The 16,383-nt window shown below is 71.6% G+C and carries 18 protein-coding genes; 11 read left to right on the top strand and 7 right to left on the bottom strand.

Features of this window, described 5'->3' with window-relative positions; translation table 11 throughout:
- The first annotated feature begins 274 nt into the window (after positions 1 to 274).
- The 3 genes from AC0693_RS32410 (at position 275) to moaA (ending at position 3,460) form a co-directional block, all read left to right on the top strand.
- A complete protein-coding gene (locus AC0693_RS32410) occupies positions 275 to 658 on the top strand; it encodes a DUF485 domain-containing protein (RefSeq protein ID WP_356409065.1) in 384 nt (127 codons plus the stop codon).
- Entirely contained in the window at positions 655 to 2,277 is a 1,623-nt protein-coding gene (locus tag AC0693_RS32405) for a solute symporter family protein (RefSeq protein WP_469319302.1), read from the top strand. The genes AC0693_RS32410 and AC0693_RS32405 overlap by 4 nt, the downstream gene beginning before the upstream one ends.
- 193 nt (positions 2,278 to 2,470) lie before the next feature.
- Positions 2,471 to 3,460 (top strand): GTP 3',8-cyclase MoaA, encoded by a 990-nt coding sequence (gene moaA, locus AC0693_RS32400; protein WP_469337764.1) that lies wholly within the window; start codon positions 2,471 to 2,473, stop codon positions 3,458 to 3,460.
- 41 nt (positions 3,461 to 3,501) lie between these two features.
- Here the strand turns inward: moaA and AC0693_RS32395 are convergent, their stop codons facing one another.
- Complete coding sequence (locus tag AC0693_RS32395) at positions 3,502 to 3,762, bottom strand: hypothetical protein (protein WP_469319303.1); 261 nt, start codon at positions 3,760 to 3,762, stop codon at positions 3,502 to 3,504.
- A 147-nt stretch (positions 3,763 to 3,909) separates the two neighbouring features.
- A complete protein-coding gene (locus AC0693_RS32390) occupies positions 3,910 to 4,242 on the bottom strand; it encodes a DUF3099 domain-containing protein (protein ID WP_469319304.1) in 333 nt (110 codons plus the stop codon).
- A 175-nt stretch (positions 4,243 to 4,417) separates the two neighbouring features.
- Here AC0693_RS32390 and AC0693_RS32385 point away from each other — a divergent pair, with 175 nt between their 5' ends.
- The gene (locus tag AC0693_RS32385) at positions 4,418 to 4,696 is read left to right on the top strand and encodes a GlsB/YeaQ/YmgE family stress response membrane protein (protein WP_356409054.1); all 279 of its coding nucleotides are present in this window, start codon (positions 4,418 to 4,420) and stop codon (positions 4,694 to 4,696) included.
- A gap of 128 nt (positions 4,697 to 4,824) precedes the next feature.
- On the opposite strand, the gene tyrS is transcribed toward AC0693_RS32385, so the two are convergent.
- From tyrS to AC0693_RS32370, 3 genes are read right to left on the bottom strand one after another with little or no spacing between them, the layout of a single operon-like run.
- Complete coding sequence (tyrS, locus tag AC0693_RS32380; protein WP_356409052.1) at positions 4,825 to 6,090, bottom strand: tyrosine--tRNA ligase; 1,266 nt, start codon at positions 6,088 to 6,090, stop codon at positions 4,825 to 4,827.
- Positions 6,091 to 6,142: 52 nt separating this feature from the next.
- Entirely contained in the window at positions 6,143 to 7,534 is a 1,392-nt protein-coding gene (locus tag AC0693_RS32375; protein ID WP_469319305.1) for a metallopeptidase TldD-related protein, read from the bottom strand.
- Positions 7,534 to 9,096, bottom strand: a complete 1,563-nt coding sequence (locus AC0693_RS32370) for a TldD/PmbA family protein (RefSeq protein WP_478803760.1) — start codon at positions 9,094 to 9,096, stop codon at positions 7,534 to 7,536. The genes AC0693_RS32375 and AC0693_RS32370 overlap by 1 nt, the downstream gene beginning before the upstream one ends.
- Before the next feature lie 146 nt (positions 9,097 to 9,242).
- Between AC0693_RS32370 and fabG the strand changes: the two genes are divergently transcribed.
- The 3 genes from fabG (at position 9,243) to AC0693_RS32355 (ending at position 11,493) form a co-directional block, all read left to right on the top strand.
- Entirely contained in the window at positions 9,243 to 9,962 is a 720-nt protein-coding gene (gene fabG / locus AC0693_RS32365) for a 3-oxoacyl-[acyl-carrier-protein] reductase (protein ID WP_356409044.1), read from the top strand.
- A 5-nt stretch (positions 9,963 to 9,967) separates the two neighbouring features.
- The gene (gene fabI / locus AC0693_RS32360; RefSeq protein WP_356409041.1) at positions 9,968 to 10,738 is read left to right on the top strand and encodes an enoyl-ACP reductase FabI; all 771 of its coding nucleotides are present in this window, start codon (positions 9,968 to 9,970) and stop codon (positions 10,736 to 10,738) included.
- A 476-nt stretch (positions 10,739 to 11,214) separates the two neighbouring features.
- Entirely contained in the window at positions 11,215 to 11,493 is a 279-nt protein-coding gene (locus AC0693_RS32355; RefSeq protein WP_469320968.1) for a hypothetical protein, read from the top strand.
- Positions 11,494 to 11,511: 18 nt separating this feature from the next.
- Here the strand turns inward: AC0693_RS32355 and AC0693_RS32350 are convergent, their stop codons facing one another.
- Complete coding sequence (locus AC0693_RS32350) at positions 11,512 to 12,183, bottom strand: FadR/GntR family transcriptional regulator (RefSeq protein ID WP_356409038.1); 672 nt, start codon at positions 12,181 to 12,183, stop codon at positions 11,512 to 11,514.
- A gap of 101 nt (positions 12,184 to 12,284) precedes the next feature.
- Here AC0693_RS32350 and AC0693_RS32345 point away from each other — a divergent pair, with 101 nt between their 5' ends.
- The 4 genes from AC0693_RS32345 (at position 12,285) to AC0693_RS32330 (ending at position 14,782) form a co-directional block, all read left to right on the top strand.
- Complete coding sequence (locus AC0693_RS32345; protein WP_469320961.1) at positions 12,285 to 13,613, top strand: CynX/NimT family MFS transporter; 1,329 nt, start codon at positions 12,285 to 12,287, stop codon at positions 13,611 to 13,613.
- Between the two features lie 5 nt (positions 13,614 to 13,618).
- The gene (locus AC0693_RS32340; protein WP_356409033.1) at positions 13,619 to 13,735 is read left to right on the top strand and encodes an SGM_5486 family transporter-associated protein; all 117 of its coding nucleotides are present in this window, start codon (positions 13,619 to 13,621) and stop codon (positions 13,733 to 13,735) included.
- Positions 13,736 to 13,910: 175 nt separating this feature from the next.
- Positions 13,911 to 14,138 (top strand): hypothetical protein, encoded by a 228-nt coding sequence (locus tag AC0693_RS32335; RefSeq protein ID WP_356409030.1) that lies wholly within the window; start codon positions 13,911 to 13,913, stop codon positions 14,136 to 14,138.
- A gap of 122 nt (positions 14,139 to 14,260) precedes the next feature.
- Complete coding sequence (locus tag AC0693_RS32330; protein WP_356409027.1) at positions 14,261 to 14,782, top strand: SixA phosphatase family protein; 522 nt, start codon at positions 14,261 to 14,263, stop codon at positions 14,780 to 14,782.
- Positions 14,783 to 14,893: 111 nt separating this feature from the next.
- On the opposite strand, the gene serB is transcribed toward AC0693_RS32330, so the two are convergent.
- On the bottom strand, positions 14,894 to 16,093 hold the full coding sequence (gene serB, locus AC0693_RS32325) for a phosphoserine phosphatase SerB (RefSeq protein ID WP_356409024.1): 1,200 nt from the start codon (positions 16,091 to 16,093) through the stop codon (positions 14,894 to 14,896).
- Between the last annotated feature and the right edge of the window lie 290 nt (positions 16,094 to 16,383).

Raw genomic sequence — 16,383 nt, 5'->3', positions numbered from 1 at the left:
GGTCGCGTCACGACGGGTTCATGACAGGTGAAGCTAGCGCCCGCGTTCCCGTCCGCGCCATCAGTTCGGGGAATCAATTCCCCCGTTCGCGCAATCGGCCCCGCCGCACCAGGGGACACCGATCCGGAACCCAACTCTCCACAGAATCGACGGGTGTTGAACCGTCCCGTCGCGCGAGCCGTGCCGTTGACAGGGGGGCCCGTCACGCCGCCCCCTCATGGAGGCCGTCCTGTCCGTCGGCCCCACCGCGCCCACATCCCAAGGAGAGCCGCCCGTGACCACGCAAGCAGCGCCGCCGCCCGACGGCGCACCCCCCGGGCCGGCCGGCTCCCCGAGCCGGGCGGTCCCCACGGCCCACGCCTTCGTCCAGGTGCAGCAGAGCGCGGAGTTCGCCGCTCTGCGCCGTTCGCACCGCTCCTTCGCCTTCCCGCTCACCATCGGGTTCATCGCCTGGTACCTGCTGTTCGTGTTCCTGTCGAACTACGCGGGCGGCTTCATGGGCACCAAGCTCTTCGGCAACGTCAACGTCGCCCTGGTCTTCGGCCTCGCCCAGTTCCTCAGCACCTTCCTCATCGCTTGGTTCTACTCGCGGCACGCGGCGGCGAAGCTCGACCCCAAGGCCGAGGCCATCAAGTCCCGCATGGAGGACGACGCATGAGCAGCTCCGCCGTCATCCAGCTCGCCGCCTCCTCGACCACCGAGCACCGGCCGCTGATCATCACCCTCTTCGCGGTCTTCGTCGCCGCGACCCTCGCCATCACCGTCTGGGCCGGACGCCAGACCAAGAGCGCCTCCGACTTCTACGCGGGCGGCCGCCAGTTCAGCGCCTTCCAGAACGGGCTCGCGGTATCGGGCGACTACATGTCCGCCGCGTCCTTCCTCGGCATCGCCGGAGCCATCGCGCTCTTCGGCTACGACGGCTTCCTCTACTCCATCGGCTTCCTCGTCGCCTGGCTGGTGGCCCTGCTCCTGGTCGCCGAACCGCTGCGCAACGCCGGCCGCTACACCATGGGTGACGTGCTCGCCTTCCGGATGCGCCAGCGTCCGGTCCGCACCGCCGCGGGCGCCTCCACCATCGTCGTCTCGATCTTCTACCTGCTCGCGCAGATGGCGGGCGCGGGCGTCCTGGTCTCGCTGCTCCTCGGCATCACCAGCGATGCGGGCAAGATCCTCATCGTCGCGCTGGTCGGCGTCCTGATGATCCTGTACGTCACGATCGGCGGCATGAAGGGCACCACGTGGGTGCAGATGGTCAAGGCGGTGCTGCTCATTGCGGGCGCCCTGCTGATGACCGTCATGGTGCTGTGGAAGTTCCACTTCAACGTCTCCGACCTGCTCGGCGCGGCCGCCGAGAAGAGCGGCAAGGACGGCTTCCTGGAGCCCGGCCTGAAGTACGGCGCGACCGGCACCTCCAAACTGGACTTCCTCTCGCTGGGCCTGGCCCTGGTCCTCGGCACCGCCGGCCTGCCGCACATCCTGATCCGCTTCTACACCGTGCCCACCGCGAAGGCCGCCCGTAAGTCCGTGAACTGGGCCATCGGCATCATCGGCGCCTTCTACCTGATGACCATCGCGCTCGGCTTCGGCGCGGCGGCCCTCATCGGGCCGAAGGAGATCAAGGCGAAGAACCCGGCCGGCAACGCGGCCGCCCCGCAGCTCGCCGAGTACCTGGGCGGCGTCGGCACCACCGGCGGCGCGGTCATGCTCGCCGTCATCTCGGCGGTCGCCTTCGCCACCATCCTCGCCGTGGTCGCGGGCCTCACCCTCGCCTCCTCCTCGTCCTTCGCGCACGACATCTACGCGAACGTGATCCGCAAGGGGAAGGCCACGGAGAAGGAGGAGATGCGGGCCGCGCGCTGGGCCACCGTCTTCATCGGCGCGGCCGCCATCCTGCTCGGCGCCTTCGCCCGCGACATGAACGTGGCCGGCCTGGTCGCCCTCGCCTTCGCGGTCGCCGCCTCCGCCAACCTGCCGACGATCCTCTACAGCCTCTTCTGGAAGCGCTTCACCACCGGGGGCGCGCTGTGGTCCATCTACGGTGGCCTGATCTCGTCGGTCGTCCTGGTGCTGTTCTCGCCCGTCGTGTCCGGCAAGCCCACCTCCATGTTCAAGAACGCGGACTTCTACTGGTTCCCGCTGGAGAACCCGGGCCTGATCTCCATCCCCCTCGGCTTCCTCCTCGGCTGGCTGGGCACCCTGCTGTCCCGGGAGCCCGCCGACGCCGAGAAGTTCGCGGAACTGGAGGTCCGGTCCCTGACCGGCACCGGCGCCCACTGACCTCGGGCTCCCGCCGAAGGACCGAACACCCCGCGTGGCCGTGTCGTACTTCCCTACGACACGGTCACGCCACCTCTGGTTCCTTTGGGCCGCCCTACGGGGCGCGGGTGTCGCGTAGGCTCGAATACAACGCCCGCACCCATACGGAGCAGGCGTGCACCTCTACAACACCGGACAGGGGAGGGGGCCCACCGTGCTCATCGACACCTTCGGCCGCGTGGCTACTGACCTGCGCGTCTCACTCACCGACCGGTGCAACCTGCGCTGCACGTACTGCATGCCCGAAGAGGGACTGCAGTGGCTGGGCAAGCCGGACCTGCTCACCGACGACGAGATCGTCCGGCTGATCCGCATCGCCGTCACCAGCCTGGGCATCACCGAGGTCCGCTTCACCGGCGGCGAACCGCTGCTGCGCCCCGGCCTCGTCGGGATCGTCGAGCGGTGCGCGGCCCTGGAGCCGCGCCCCAGGATGTCCCTCACTACCAACGGTATCGGCCTCAAGCGCACCGCCGCGGCCCTCAAGGCCGCCGGCCTGGACCGCGTGAACGTATCGCTGGACACCCTGCGGCCCGAGGTCTTCAAGACCCTCACCCGCCGCGACCGGCACAAGGACGTCATCGAGGGCATGGCCGCGGCGCGCGACGCGGGCCTCACCCCGGTGAAGGTCAACGCCGTCCTGATGCCCGGCCTGAACGACGACGAGGCTCCCGACCTGCTCGCCTGGGCCGTGGAGAACGCCTACGAGCTGCGCTTCATCGAGCAGATGCCGCTCGACGCCCAGCACGGCTGGAAGCGCGACGGCATGATCACCGCCGGCGACATCCTCCAGTCGCTGCGCACCCGCTTCACGCTCACCGAGGAAGGTGCCGACGAGCGCGGCTCCGCCCCGGCCGAGCGCTGGGTCGTCGACGGCGGCCCGGCCACCGTCGGCGTGATCGCCTCCGTCACCCGGCCGTTCTGCGGCGCCTGCGACCGCACCCGGCTCACCGCGGACGGCCAGATCCGTACGTGCCTGTTCGCCACCGAGGAGTCCGACCTGCGCGCCGCCCTGCGCTCGGGCGTCCCGGACGAGGAGATCGCCCGCCTGTGGAAGGTGGCGATGTGGGGCAAGAAGGCCGGTTCCGGCCTCGACGACCCCTCCTTCCTCCAGCCCGACCGCCCCATGTCGGCGATCGGCGGCTAGAGGGAGACCGACAGGTCGGCGGAGGGCTCGCAGCGCGGTCGTCAGGACGGCCGCTCCGAGCCCTCCGGCTGTACCCACTCGTCGAACTTCACGACGTCCTTGAGGAAACCGCGCACGCTCAGGAACCGGCTCAGGTGCTCCCGGTGCTCCTCGCAGGAGAGCCAGGTCTTGCGCCGCTCCGGCGTGTGCAGCTTCGGGTTGTTCCACGCCAGGACCCACACGGCGGCGTCGCGGCAGCCCTTGCCGGAACAGGTGGGCTTTTCGTTCGCATCAGGGGAGTCGTTCGCATCAGGGGAGTTCACAGCCTCAACCCTACAAACCACGCGAACGGAAGGGCGACGCCGAGCAGCCACGGGGGGAGCTGCCCGGCGTCGGTCCGTCGCTCCGACGGGGGATGCGGAGCGCGTAGGCAGTATGTCACGCACGACCCGGTGCGGTGCACCGGAACTTCATGATTGATCTGAGCTTTTCTTGAGGTTTCCCGCCTCCAGTGCGGGGCGCACGGGCGCCGGGAGGAAGTGCGAGGGCAGCGAGGGCGCCGACTCGCGCCCCGCGTTGGCGATGACCACGGCAACGTAGGGCAGCAGCGCCCCCAGCACCAGCGTCACGATCGCCACGGGCCGTTCCACGTTCCACAGGATGACGGTCAGGAGCACCGACAGCGTCCGGATCCCCATCGAGATCACGTACCGGCGCTCACGGCCCCGGACGTCTTCCGCGAGACCTTTGCGTGCTCCGGTGATCCGGAAGACCTCGGTCCCGTTCCGCTTCTTGCGCAGCACGTTCCACCACCCGATCCACCGCCGGACACCTCCCGGTCCGGACCCTTCCACGGTACGCGGCCCGCTTCGCGGCGGGGAGGGCGGGTATCGCCCGAATGGAACCACCGACGTGCGGACCGCGCGGACCGCCCCGAGACTGGCCTGACATGCGCACACCGCGCCACGAGGAGGCGACATGCATTGGTTGTGGGCGATCATCGTCGGATTCGTCCTGGGCCTGATAGCCCGGGCGATCCTTCCCGGGAAGCAGCACCAGCCGCTGTGGCTGACCACCATCTTCGGCATCGTCGGGGCCATCCTCGGCAACGCCGTCGCGGGCTGGATCGGTGTGCACGACACCCGGGGCATCGACTGGATCCGCCACCTGCTCCAGCTGGCCGGCGCCGTCGTGGTCGTCGGACTCGGCGACATGATCTACATGGCGCTCAGGGGCAACAAGCGGCAGGTGACCTGAGCGACGCCGCGCGCGGAGCGCACGCGCGGCGACCCGGCGGCGCGGCCCCGGGGCACGACGGAGGGGCCGGTACGGACCGTGCGTCCGTACCGGCCCCTCGCCGTGTCACCGTGCAGTGGTACGGGCGGTCAGCCCGTGACCTCGACCGCGGCCAGGTTCTTCTTGCCGCGGCGCAGCACGAGCCAGCGCCCGTGCAGCAGGTCCGCCTCGGCCGGCACCGCGTCCTCGGCGGTGACCTTGACGTTGTTCACGTAGGCCCCGCCCTCCTTGACCGTGCGCCGCCCGGCCGACTTGCTCGCGACCAGCCCGGTCTCCACCAGCAGGTCGACGACCGGCGCCAGACCGGAGACCTCGGCGCGCGGCAGCTCGGACAGGGCCGCGGCCAGCGTGGCCTCGTCCAGGTCCGTCAGCTCGCCCTGGCCGAACAGCGCCTTCGACGCGGCGATCACCCCGGCGCACTGGTCCGCGCCGTGCACCAGCGTCGTCAGCTCCTCCGCCAGCGCGCGCTGCGCGGCGCGCGCCTGCGGACGCTCGGCGGTCTGCGCCTCCAGCTCCTCCAGCTCCTCGCGGGACCGGAAGGAAAGGATCCGCATGTAGGTGGAGATGTCGCGGTCGTCCACGTTCAGCCAGAACTGGTAGAACGCGTACGGCGTGGTCATCTCCGGATCGAGCCAGACGGCGCCGCTCTCGGACTTGCCGAACTTGGTGCCGTCCGCCTTCACCATCAGCGGTGTGGCCAGCGCGTGGACCTGCGCCTGCGGCTCCAGCCGGTGGATCAGGTCGAGCCCGGCCGTCAGGTTGCCCCACTGGTCGGAGCCGCCCTGCTGGAGGGTGCAGCCGTAGCGCCGGTACAGCTCCAGGAAGTCCATGCCCTGGAGCAGCTGGTAGCTGAACTCGGTGTAGCTGATGCCCTGGTCGGACTCCAGGCGCCGGGCGACGGAGTCCTTCGTCAGCATCTTGTTGACGCGGAAGTGCTTGCCGATGTCCCGCAGGAACTCGATGGCGGACAGGCCCGCCGTCCAGTCCAGGTTGTTGACCATGACCGCGGCGTTCTCGCCCTCGAAGGACAGGAACGGCTCGATCTGCGTGCGCAGCCGGTTCACCCAGTTCGCGACCGTCTCCGGGTCGTTCAGGGTGCGCTCGGCCGTGGGGCGCGGGTCACCGATCTGACCGGTGGCCCCGCCGACCAGCGCCAGCGGCCGGTGCCCGGCCTGCTGGAGCCTGCGGACGGTCAGCACCTGTACCAGGTGTCCCACGTGCAGCGAGGCCGCGGTCGGGTCGAAACCGCAATAGAAGGTGACCGGACCGTCCGCGAACGCCTTGCTCAGCGCTTCTTCGTCGGTGGACTGGGCGAACAGCCCGCGCCACTTCAGTTCGTCGACGATGTCCGTCACGGTCTCTCGACTCCTTCGGTGTCTCACAAATGCTGTGGTCAGTCTAGGTGGGTCAGACGCCCTGGCTGACCGAGCTCATGTTGAAGTCCGGGATCCGCAGGGCGGGCATGGCGGTCCGGGTGAAGTAGTCGTTCCACTCGCGCGGCAGGGTCTTCTCGGTCCGCCCGGCCTCGCTGGCCCGCGAGAGCAGGTCCACCGGCGACTCGTTGAAGCGGAAGTTGTTGACCTCGCCCACGACCTGGCCGTTCTCCACGAGGTAGACCCCGTCCCGGGTCAGCCCGGTGAGCAGCAGCGTCGCCGGGTCCACCTCGCGGATGTACCAGAGGCAGGTCAGCAGCAGGCCGCGTTCGGTCGCCGCCACCATCTCCTCCAGCGACTTCTCGCCGCCGCCCTCCAGGATCAGGTTCCCGAAGCCCGGCGCCGTCGGCAGCCCGGTGAGGGCCGCGCTGTGCCGGGTCGTGGTCAGCCGCGACAGCTCGCCGCCGCTGATCCACTCGGTGGCGGGCACCGGCAGGCCGTTGTCGAAGACCGACGCGTCGTCGCCCGAGCTGTGCGCGATCACGAACGGCGCGGACTCCAGGCCCGGCGCGTTCGGGTCGCTGCGCAGGGTCAGCGGCAGACCGGAGATCCGTTCGCCGACCCGGGTGCCGCCGCCGGGCCGGGAGAAGACGGTCCGGCCCTCGACCGCGTCCCGGGCCGCCGCCGACCACATCTGGTAGATCAGCAGGTCCGCCACGGCGGTGGGCGGGAGCAGGGTCTCGTACCGCCCGGCGGGCAGCTCGACCTTCCGCTCGGCCCAGCCGAGGCGTACGGCGAGCTCCGCGTCCAGCGCGGTCGGGTCGACGTCCTTGAAGTCCCGGGTGGCGCGTCCGGCCCAGGCGGACCGGCTGCGGTCCGGGGACTTCGCGTTGACCTCCAGGGTGCCGGTGGGCTGGTCGTGCCGCAGCCGCAGGCCCGTGGAGGTGCCGACGTAGGTGGAGACCATCGTGTGGTGCGCGAAGCCGTACAGCTCGCGCCCGCCCGCCCGCGCCCGGGCGAAGGCCTCGCCCAGCGCCGGGGCGAAGTCCCCGAAGACCGCCGAGGAGGTCTCGGCCGGCCCGTCGGTGAAGTCGGGCGCGGCCGGTGTGCCGGTGACCAGGGGCTGGGCGTCCTCGGCCGGGCCCGCGCCGCGGGCCGCCGCCTCGGCCGCGCGCACCAGCGGCTCCAGCTCCTCGGCGGTGACGGCGGAGCGCGAGACGACCCCCGAGGCCGTGCCCTCCCTGCCGTCCACCGTGGCGATGACCGTGAGCGTGCGGCCGCGGGTGACACCGTTCGTGGTCAGGGCGTTGCCCGCCCAGCGCAGGTTCGCGCTCGACTCCTCGTCGGCGATGACGACGCATCCGTCGGCGGTGGACAGCTCCAGTGCCCGCTCGACGATCTCGTGGGGCTTGGTACGGATCGGCATCAGCGTCCGGCCTCCTGCGTGGTGTTGAGGATGTTCACGTTGCGGAACAGCGCGGAGGGGCAGCCGTGCGAGACGGCCGCGACCTGCCCGGGCTGGGCCTTGCCGCAGTTGAAGGCGCCGCCCAGGACGTAGGTCTGCGGGCCGCCGACCTTCTCCATCGAACCCCAGAAGTCGGTGGTGGTGGCCTGGTAGGCGACGTCGCGCAGCTGCCCGGCCAGCCGGCCGTTCTCGATCCGGAAGAACCGCTGCCCGGTGAACTGGAAGTTGTAGCGCTGCATGTCGATCGACCAGGAACGGTCGCCCACCACGTAGATCCCGCGCTCGACCCCGCCGATCAGGTCCTCGGTGGAGAGCCCGCCCGGATCCGGCTGGAGCGACACGTTCGCCATCCGCTGCACCGGCACGTGGCCGGGGGAGTCCGCGTAGGCGCAGCCGTTGGAGCGGCCGAGCCCGGTCAGCTTCGCGATCCGCCGGTCCAGCTGGTAGCCGACCAGGGTGCCGTCCTTGACCAGGTCCCAGCTCTGCGCCTCGACGCCCTCGTCGTCGTAGCCGACCGTGGCCAGCCCGTGGGGCGCGGTGCGGTCCCCCGTCACGTTCATGATCGAGGAGCCGTACGTCAGCTTGTTCAGCTGGTCGAAGGTGGCGAAGGAGGTCCCCGCGTACGCCGCCTCGTACCCCAGCGCCCGGTCCAGCTCGGTGGCGTGCCCGATGGACTCGTGGATGGTGAGCCACAGGTTCGACGGGTCGACCACCAGGTCGTAGCGCCCGGCGCGCACGCTCGGCGCGCGCATCTTCTCGGCCAGCAGCTCCGGGATCTGCTCCAGTTCGCAGTCCCAGTCCCAGCCGGTGCCCGTCAGGTACTCCCAGCCGCGTCCGGCGGGCGGGGCGATGGTCCGCATCGAGTCGAACTCGCCGGTCTCGCCGTCCACCGCGACCGCCGTGAGCTGCGGATGGATCCGGACCCGCTGCTGCGTCGTGACCGTCCCGGCCGTGTCCGCGTAGAACTTGTTCTCGTGCACGGCGAGCAGCGAGGCGTCCACGTGCGCCACGCCCCCGGCCCGCAGCAGACGGGCGCTGAAGTCGGCGAGCAGCGCCGCCTTCTCCTCGTCCGCCACCTCGAAGGGGTTCACCTCGTAGGCCGAGACCCAGGTCCGGTCCGCGTGCACCGGCTCGTCGGCGAGCTCCACCCGCTCGTCGGAACCGGCGGCCTTGATCACCTTCGCCGAGAGCTGCGCCATCGCCACGGCCTGCGAGGCCACCTTGGCGGCGCCGTCCATCGTGAGGTCCACGCCGGAGGCGAAGCCCCAGCTCCCGCCGTGCACCACGCGGACCGCGTAGCCGAGGTCGGTGGTGTCGGAACTGCCCGACGGCTTGGCGTCCCGCTGGCGCCAGGAGGCGCTGCGGATCCGCTCCAGCCGGAAGTCGGCGTGGTCGGAGCCCAGCGCGCGGGCCCGGGCGAGGGCCGCGTCGGCCAGCGCCCGCAAGGGCAGCGCGGCGAATGCCGCGTCGATGGAATGGGGCACGGACGTCCTCCCGTGGTGCGGATCGGTTGCCCCGATCATGTCGCGCCGGGGCCCGCACTGCCTACCGCTTTCTGTAGGGACTCGACAGACCCCGTCCCGAGGCCCTGTCGGAGCCCGATTCTTTGGAAACGGTCGGTGACCGATAGGTTTTCGGGTATCCAGACTGCTAGCGAAAGGGTGATCCGTTGAGCCGCTCGGTTCTCGTCACCGGAGGAAACCGGGGCATCGGCCTCGCCATCGCCCGAGCCTTCGCCGAGGCCGGCGACAAGGTGGCCATCACCTACCGCTCCGGCGAGCCGCCGGAGGTCCTGGCCGAGCTGGGCGTGCTGGCGGTGCGCTGCGACATCACCGACTCGGAGCAGGTGGAGCAGGCCTACAAGGAGATCGAGGACAAGCACGGCGCGGTCGAGGTGCTCGTGGCCAACGCGGGCATCACCAAGGACACGCTGCTGATGCGCATGTCCGAGGAGGACTTCGCCTCCGTCGTCGACACCAACCTCACCGGCACCTTCCGCGTCGTCAAGCGGGCCAACCGCGGCATGCTGCGCGCCAAGAAGGGCCGCGTGGTCCTGATCTCCTCGGTCGTCGGCCTGCTGGGTTCGGCGGGCCAGGCCAACTACGCCGCCTCCAAGGCGGCCCTGGTCGGCTTCGCCCGTTCCCTCGCCCGCGAGCTGGGCTCCCGCAACATCACCTTCAACGTGGTGGCCCCGGGCTTCGTGGACACCGACATGACGAAGGTGCTCACCGACGAACAGCGCGCCGGGATCGTCGGGCAGGTCCCCCTGGGCCGCTACGCGCAGCCCGAGGAGATCGCGGCTGCCGTGAGCTTCCTGGCGTCCGACGCCGCCGCGTACATCACTGGAGCCGTCATTCCCGTTGACGGCGGATTGGGCATGGGTCACTGATCACCATGAGTGGAATCCTCGACGGCAAGCGCATCCTCATCACCGGGGTGCTGATGGAGTCGTCCATCGCCTTCCACGCTGCACGGCTGGCCCAGGAGCAGGGCGCCGAGGTCATCCTCACGGCGTGGCCGCGCCCGACGCTGACCGAGCGCATCGCCAAGAAGCTGCCGAAGCCGGTCAAGGTGATCGAACTCGACGTCACCAACGACGAGCACCTGGCCCGTCTGGAGGGCCTCGTCCGCGAGGAGCTCGGCAGCCTCGACGGAGTCCTCCACTCCATCGGCTTCGCCCCGCAGGACGCCCTGGGTGGCAACTTCCTGAACACGCCGTTCGAGTCGGTCGCGACCGCCATGCACGTCTCGGCGTTCTCGCTGAAGTCGCTGACCATGGCGTGCAAGCCGCTGTTCCCGGCGGAGGGCGCGGCCGTCGTCGGCCTGACCTTCGACGCGCAGTTCGCCTGGCCGCAGTACGACTGGATGGGCCCGGCCAAGGCCGCGCTGGAGGCCACCAGCCGCTACCTCGCCCGTGACCTGGGCAAGGAGAACATCCGCTGCAACCTGGTTTCGGCGGGTCCGATCGGCTCGATGGCCGCCAAGTCCATCCCGGGCTTCTCCGAGCTGGCGGACGTCTGGAACTCCCGCTCCATGCTGACGTGGGACATGAGCGACCCGGAGCCGGCGGGCAAGGCCATCGTGGCCCTGCTGTCCGACTGGTTCCCGAAGACCACCGGCGAGATCGTCCACGTGGACGGCGGCCTGCACGCGATGGGTGCCTGACCCCTCGTCGCACGCGCCCCTGCGTCCGTACGGCGGCGGCCGCGCTTCCCCTTTCCGGGGAGCGCGGCCGCCGCCGTTTTCCGTGGCCGGGCCGTGCTCCGCAGGGGTTCCTCGATCAGATGTACACCGCCCGATGGGATCTTCCCGAGTCGAAAAGGCGGACATATGCCTGCAAACTGACCGAGTCGGGGTGGTTCCGGCGTGCGTCGGGGAGGAGGTGCGGAGTGCGTACGAGGCGCAAGCGGGCGGTATCGCTGCTCTTCACCTCGGTCCTCGTGACCGGCCTGCTGCTCCCGGCCACGGCAGGATCGCGGACCGGTTCGGCCGACCCCGTCACGGCGGCGGGCCTCGGCGGAGCCCTGAGATCCGGAGCCGCCGATCCCGGAGCCGGGGCGGAGGGCCCGGGCATCGCGGGACTCCCGCTCGGACCCCCGGACCCGGGGGCGCCCGACACGGCCACCGTGCACGTCGCCGACCTGCCGGTCGAACCCCCGGTGCGCGGCGCCCGCAGCGGCCCCGAGGAACTCTTCGGCGCCGACTGCGCCACCCGGATCGAGGGCTCCCAGGTCAAGGCCTCCTGCCACAACCGCTTCCCGGCGACCGACTTCGTCCGGCTGCACGTCGAGTGCGACCGCTGGTGGGACGTGGACGGGGACAGTGCCCCGGTCGCCGTGGGACCGGCGGCCCGGCTGGAGCTGACCGGCCGCTGCTGGAAGGAAGTCCGCTCGGCCTGGGTCAGCCACGGGCGCCAGTAGCGGCGCGGCGGCCACGCCCTAGGCGCGCCCCAGGCAGACGAACGGGTACCCCGCCGCCTCCGACGCCGCCGTGTCCGCGTCCCCCCGCCGGATCGCCTCGATCAGCCGAGAGTGGTCCAGGTGCGCTTCCGGAGCCAGCTCGGGGCCCACGTCGCCGCGCAGCCAGTCCGCCACCAGGTCGCCCAGGTCGGCGTACAGCCCGATCAGCACCTCGTTGTGCGAGGCCGTCACCACCGCCATGTGCAGGCCGACGTCCGCCGCCACGAACAGCTCCGCGTCCCCGCTCGCCCATGCCTGCTCGCGGCGCGCCAGCAGCGCGTCCAGCTGGACCAGGTCCCGCTCGGTCCGCCGCTCCGCCGCCAGCCGGGCCGCCGAGGACTCCAGGGTCGAGCGCAGCTCCGCGATGTGCCGGGGATCGGCCCCCGCGAAGCGCCGGTGCATCACCCCGGCCAGCTCGCTCGTCGCGAGGACGTAGGTGCCCGAACCCTGGCGGATGTCCAGCAGCCCGTTGTGCGCGAGCGCCCGGACGGCCTCGCGGACCGTGTTGCGCGCCACGCCCAGCAGCTCCACCAGCTCCGGCTCGGTGGGGATGCGGGAGCCCACCGGCCACTCGCCGGAGGTGATCTGGTTGCGGAGCTGGGCGATCACCTGATCGACGAGGGCGGAGCGGCGGGGGGACGTCAGCGGCATGGGGCCTTCTCCAGGGAGAGCGACTGCACGAGTGGCCGAAAACCCTCGGTCAAGGCTTCGGGGGTGGACAACCAATCATCCCATGATTCTATGATGGTTCAATGTCCGACGAAGAAATCCAGACCCTGAACCGGCCCACGGCCGCCCGCACGGCACCCGAACAGCTCCGCCCGACGGCCCCGGAGCCCGCCGTCGCCCCCACCCCCACCTGGCTCGGCCCGGTGCTCCTCGTCGGAATCGTGCTGGCCGCCCTGAACCTGCGGCCCGCCATCACCAGCCTCGGCGCCCTCTTCGAGGAGACCCGCACCGGCCTCGGCATGAGCGGCACGGTCGCCGGACTCATCACCTCCGTCCCCGCCCTCTGCTTCGCCGTCTTCGGCGTCACGGCCCCCCGGCTCTCCCGCCGCTTCGGCCCCGCCGCCGTCGTCTGCGCGGGCATGGCAGCCGTCGCCGCCGGCCTGCTGATCCGCCCCTTCGCCGACGGCGCCGCCGGCTTCCTCGCCGCCAGCGCCCTCTCGCTGGCGGGCATAGCGCTCACCAACGTGCTGCTCCCCGTCATCGTCAAGCGGTACTTCCCCGACCGGGTGGGCACCATGACGGGCCTGTACTCCATGGCCCTGGCCGCCGGCACCTCGCTGGCCGCCGCCGCGACCGTGCCGATGACCGCCGCCCTCGGCGGCAGCTGGCGCACCGGGCTGCTGGTCTGGGCCCTGCTCGCGGTCCTCGCCGTACTGCCCTGGCTGGCCATCGCCGCGGCCGCCCGCCGCGAGAAGCGCGCCCTGCGGACCGCCCTCGCCGCCACCGCCGAAGCCGCCCCGGCCCCCCGGCCCGACGCCGGCCCCGGCGTCCTGCGCAGCCGTACCGCCTGGGCCCTGGGCTGCTACTTCGGCCTCCAGGCCACCGGCGCCTACGTCACCATGGGCTGGCTCCCGCAGATCTTCCGCGACGCCGGGGTCTCGGCCGGCACCGCGGGCGTCCTGCTCGCGGTCACCATGGTCATGGGCGTACCGCTCGCCTTCGTCATCCCGCGCCTCGCCGGACGGATGAGGAACCAAGGCCCCATCGCCGTCACCCTGGGCCTCTTCGGCCTCGCCGGATACCTCGGGCTCGCCCTCGCCCCCGCCGCCGGAGCCTGGGCCTGGGCCCTCCTGCTCGGCGTCTCGAACTGCGCCTTCCCCCTCGTCATCACCATGATCGGGCTGCGCGCCAAGTCCCCGGCCGGAGTCGTCAAGCTCTCCGCCTTCGCCCAGAGCACCGGCTACCTCATCTCCATCCCCGGACCGCTCCTCATCGGCACCCTCTACCAGCACAGCGGCGGCTGGGACCTGCCCCTCGCGCTGATGGCCTGCCTGATCGTCCCGCAGCTCGTGCTCGGCGTCCTGGCGGGACGGGACCGCACGATCGAGGACGAATGCGGCATGGGAGACTGACCGGCATGCCAGTCCTCGAACCGAACCCCCCGAACGGCCACAAGAAGCTCGGCCTCGTCCTCGGCGCGATGCTCCTCGTGACCGTGATCATCGCCGTCCTCGCGAGCTCCGTCTCCCCCTGACACCGCCCCGCGCGCCGGTCCCCGGGCGGGGGTGGGGTTAACCCCACCACCCCCTAGGGGGCCAGGCTCAGGGTGAAGTGGGGTGTGCCCCGGATGGGAAGCGCGCCGTCGGATCCATAGATTCGAAGGGAGCGAGCCACTCCCGGCCGAACACCCCAGCATCCCGGAGGCGGTCATGTCGGCCACCCTGCACACCCGAACCGTCCGTCCCGCCCGCCGTGTCACCGGCGGCGTCGCGGACGCGCGTCTGCACTGGTGGGTGCTGGCCCTGCCCGCCCTCGCCTTCGGGCTCCTGCTGCTGCTCCTGGCCGGATCCGGAGAGGCGCGGGCCGCCGGCCCGGCCCCCGCCCACACCTCGCCCCTGGCCCAGGTCACCCAGCAGATCCTGCGCGTCGTCGGCTGAGCACGCGCCGTACGGCCGGTCGCGCAGGCCCCGTCCCCGCGCGGCGCGGCGCCCCGTCCCCGCACGGGTGATGCGCCCAACACCCTGCGCCCCATGGCTCATTTCATGCGAAGCTGGGAGTCATGAGCGCCGAATCACCCCGCAGGATCGTCCTCCTCCGGCACGCCAAGGCCGAGTGGTCGGACGGCACCGACCACGACCGTCCGCTGGCCGAGCGCGGCCGGGGCGACGCACCCGCCGTCGGCCTGAAGCTGGCCGAGACCGGCATCGACTTCGACCTGGCCCTCTGTTCCACCGCCGCCCGGACCCGCGAGACCTGGAAGCTGGCCGTCCACGCGCTGCCGCACCGCCCCCGGACCCTCTACGAGGACCGGCTGTACGACGCCTCCCTCGGCGAGCTGATCGCCCTCCTCAACGAGACCCCCGACGACATCGCCGACCTCCTCGTCATCGGGCACAACCCCGGCATGCACGCCCTCGCCGACGGCCTCGCCGGCCGCGCCGAGGGGGACACCCGTACCCGGATGACCCGCACCGGCTTCCCGACCGCCGCCCTGGCCGTGGTCTCCTTCACCGGCCCGTGGAAGTCCCTGGAGCTGGGCACCGGCACGCTGCTGGACTTCTGGACCCCCAAGGACCACTGACCGCGCACCTGCGGCGACGGGCCCCGGCACGGTGTGTGCCGGGGCCCGTCGCCGTCCGGGGGCGCGCGCCGCGCGTACGGACGGCGCCCGCCGCGCGTCGTACGGACGCCCTCACGCCAGGTCGGCGGCCTCGACCTCTTCCCGGGTGATCCCGAGCAGGTACAGCACCGCGTCGAGGAACGGCACGTTCACCGCCGTGTCCGCCGCCTCCCGGACCATCGGCTTGGCGCAGAAGGCCACGCCCAGCCCGGCCGCGTTCAGCATGTCCAGGTCGTTCGCGCCGTCGCCGATGGCCACCGTCTGGGCCAGCGGCACCCCGGCCTCCGCGGCGAACCGGCGCAGCAGCCGCGCCTTGCCCGCGCGGTCCACGATCTCGCCGGTGACGCGGCCGGTCAGCTTGCCGTTCTCGATCTCCAGCGTGTTGGCGGCGGCGAAGTCCAGGCCGAGCCGCTCCCGCAGGTCGTCGGTGACCTGGGTGAAGCCGCCCGAGACGACGCCCACCTGGTAGCCCAGCCGCTTCAGCGTGCGGATCAGGGTCCGGGCGCCCGGCGTCAGCCGGACCTCGGTGCGGACCTTGTCCACGACCGAGGCGTCGAGCCCGGCCAGCAGCGCCACCCGGGCGTGCAGCGACTGCTCGAAGTCCAGCTCGCCCCGCATCGCCTGCTCGGTGACGGCGGCGACCTTGTCCTCGCAGCCCGCGTGCGCGGCGAAGAGCTCGATCACCTCGTCCTGGATGAGGGTCGAGTCCACGTCCATGACGACGAGGCGCTGTGCCCGGCGGTGCAGACCGGCCGATACGACGGCCACGTCCACCCCGATGTGCTTCGCGGCCAGCGCCAGCGAGGTGCGCAGCGGTTCCGTCTCGGTGCCGGAGACGGCGAATTCGACCGCCGTCACGGGATACTTCGCGAGCCGGAAGATACGGTCGATGTTGCCGCCGATCGCGGTGATCCGGGCGGCGATGGCCGCCGTGGACTCCGAGGTCAGCGGGTTGCCGAGGACGGTGACGTGGGAACGGCCACTGCCGCGCGGCCGGTTGTCGCCCGTACCGGAGATGATCTCGGCCTGGAGTCTGAGCGACTCCGCCCAGCTGTGCACGGTGGCCCGCAGCTCGCCCTCGCCGCCCACCTCGGGGCGGGTGACGAGGGCGCACAGCACGATGCGGCCACGGGTGACGACCTGCTCGATGTCGACGACATCGACGGAGTAGGCGGCGAGGGTGTCGAACAGCCCGGCGGTGATCCCGGGACGGTCCTTGCCGAAGATCTTGACGAGGAGGGTGGGGACGTCGGACGTCTGCGAAGCGCTCATGGTCCCCTCACCGTATCTTCCCCGGTCCCGGCGGCACCTCCCGTCCCACCCTGCGGACGGCCTCCGGGGGCCGGGAGCCGGGGGCGGCCGGGCCGGGGGGCGGGGTCCGGCGGGGCCGGGGCCGGTGGGGGCGCCCGGGCCGGGGCGGCTCCTGTACGTGCCACCGCTGCCGGGAGCGGTGCACAGGTCGGCAATCTTGTCCTCTATGGGACATCTTGCCGGGCTCGGGGCGGTTTCCCGGGCAGCCCGGATTCCCCTGGCGGCCCCGGGCCTGAAATAGTTCCCCCGGA

This window comes from Streptomyces sp. NPDC043876 (assembly GCF_056435825.1).
This window is presented reverse-complemented; position numbering and strand designations above follow the sequence as displayed.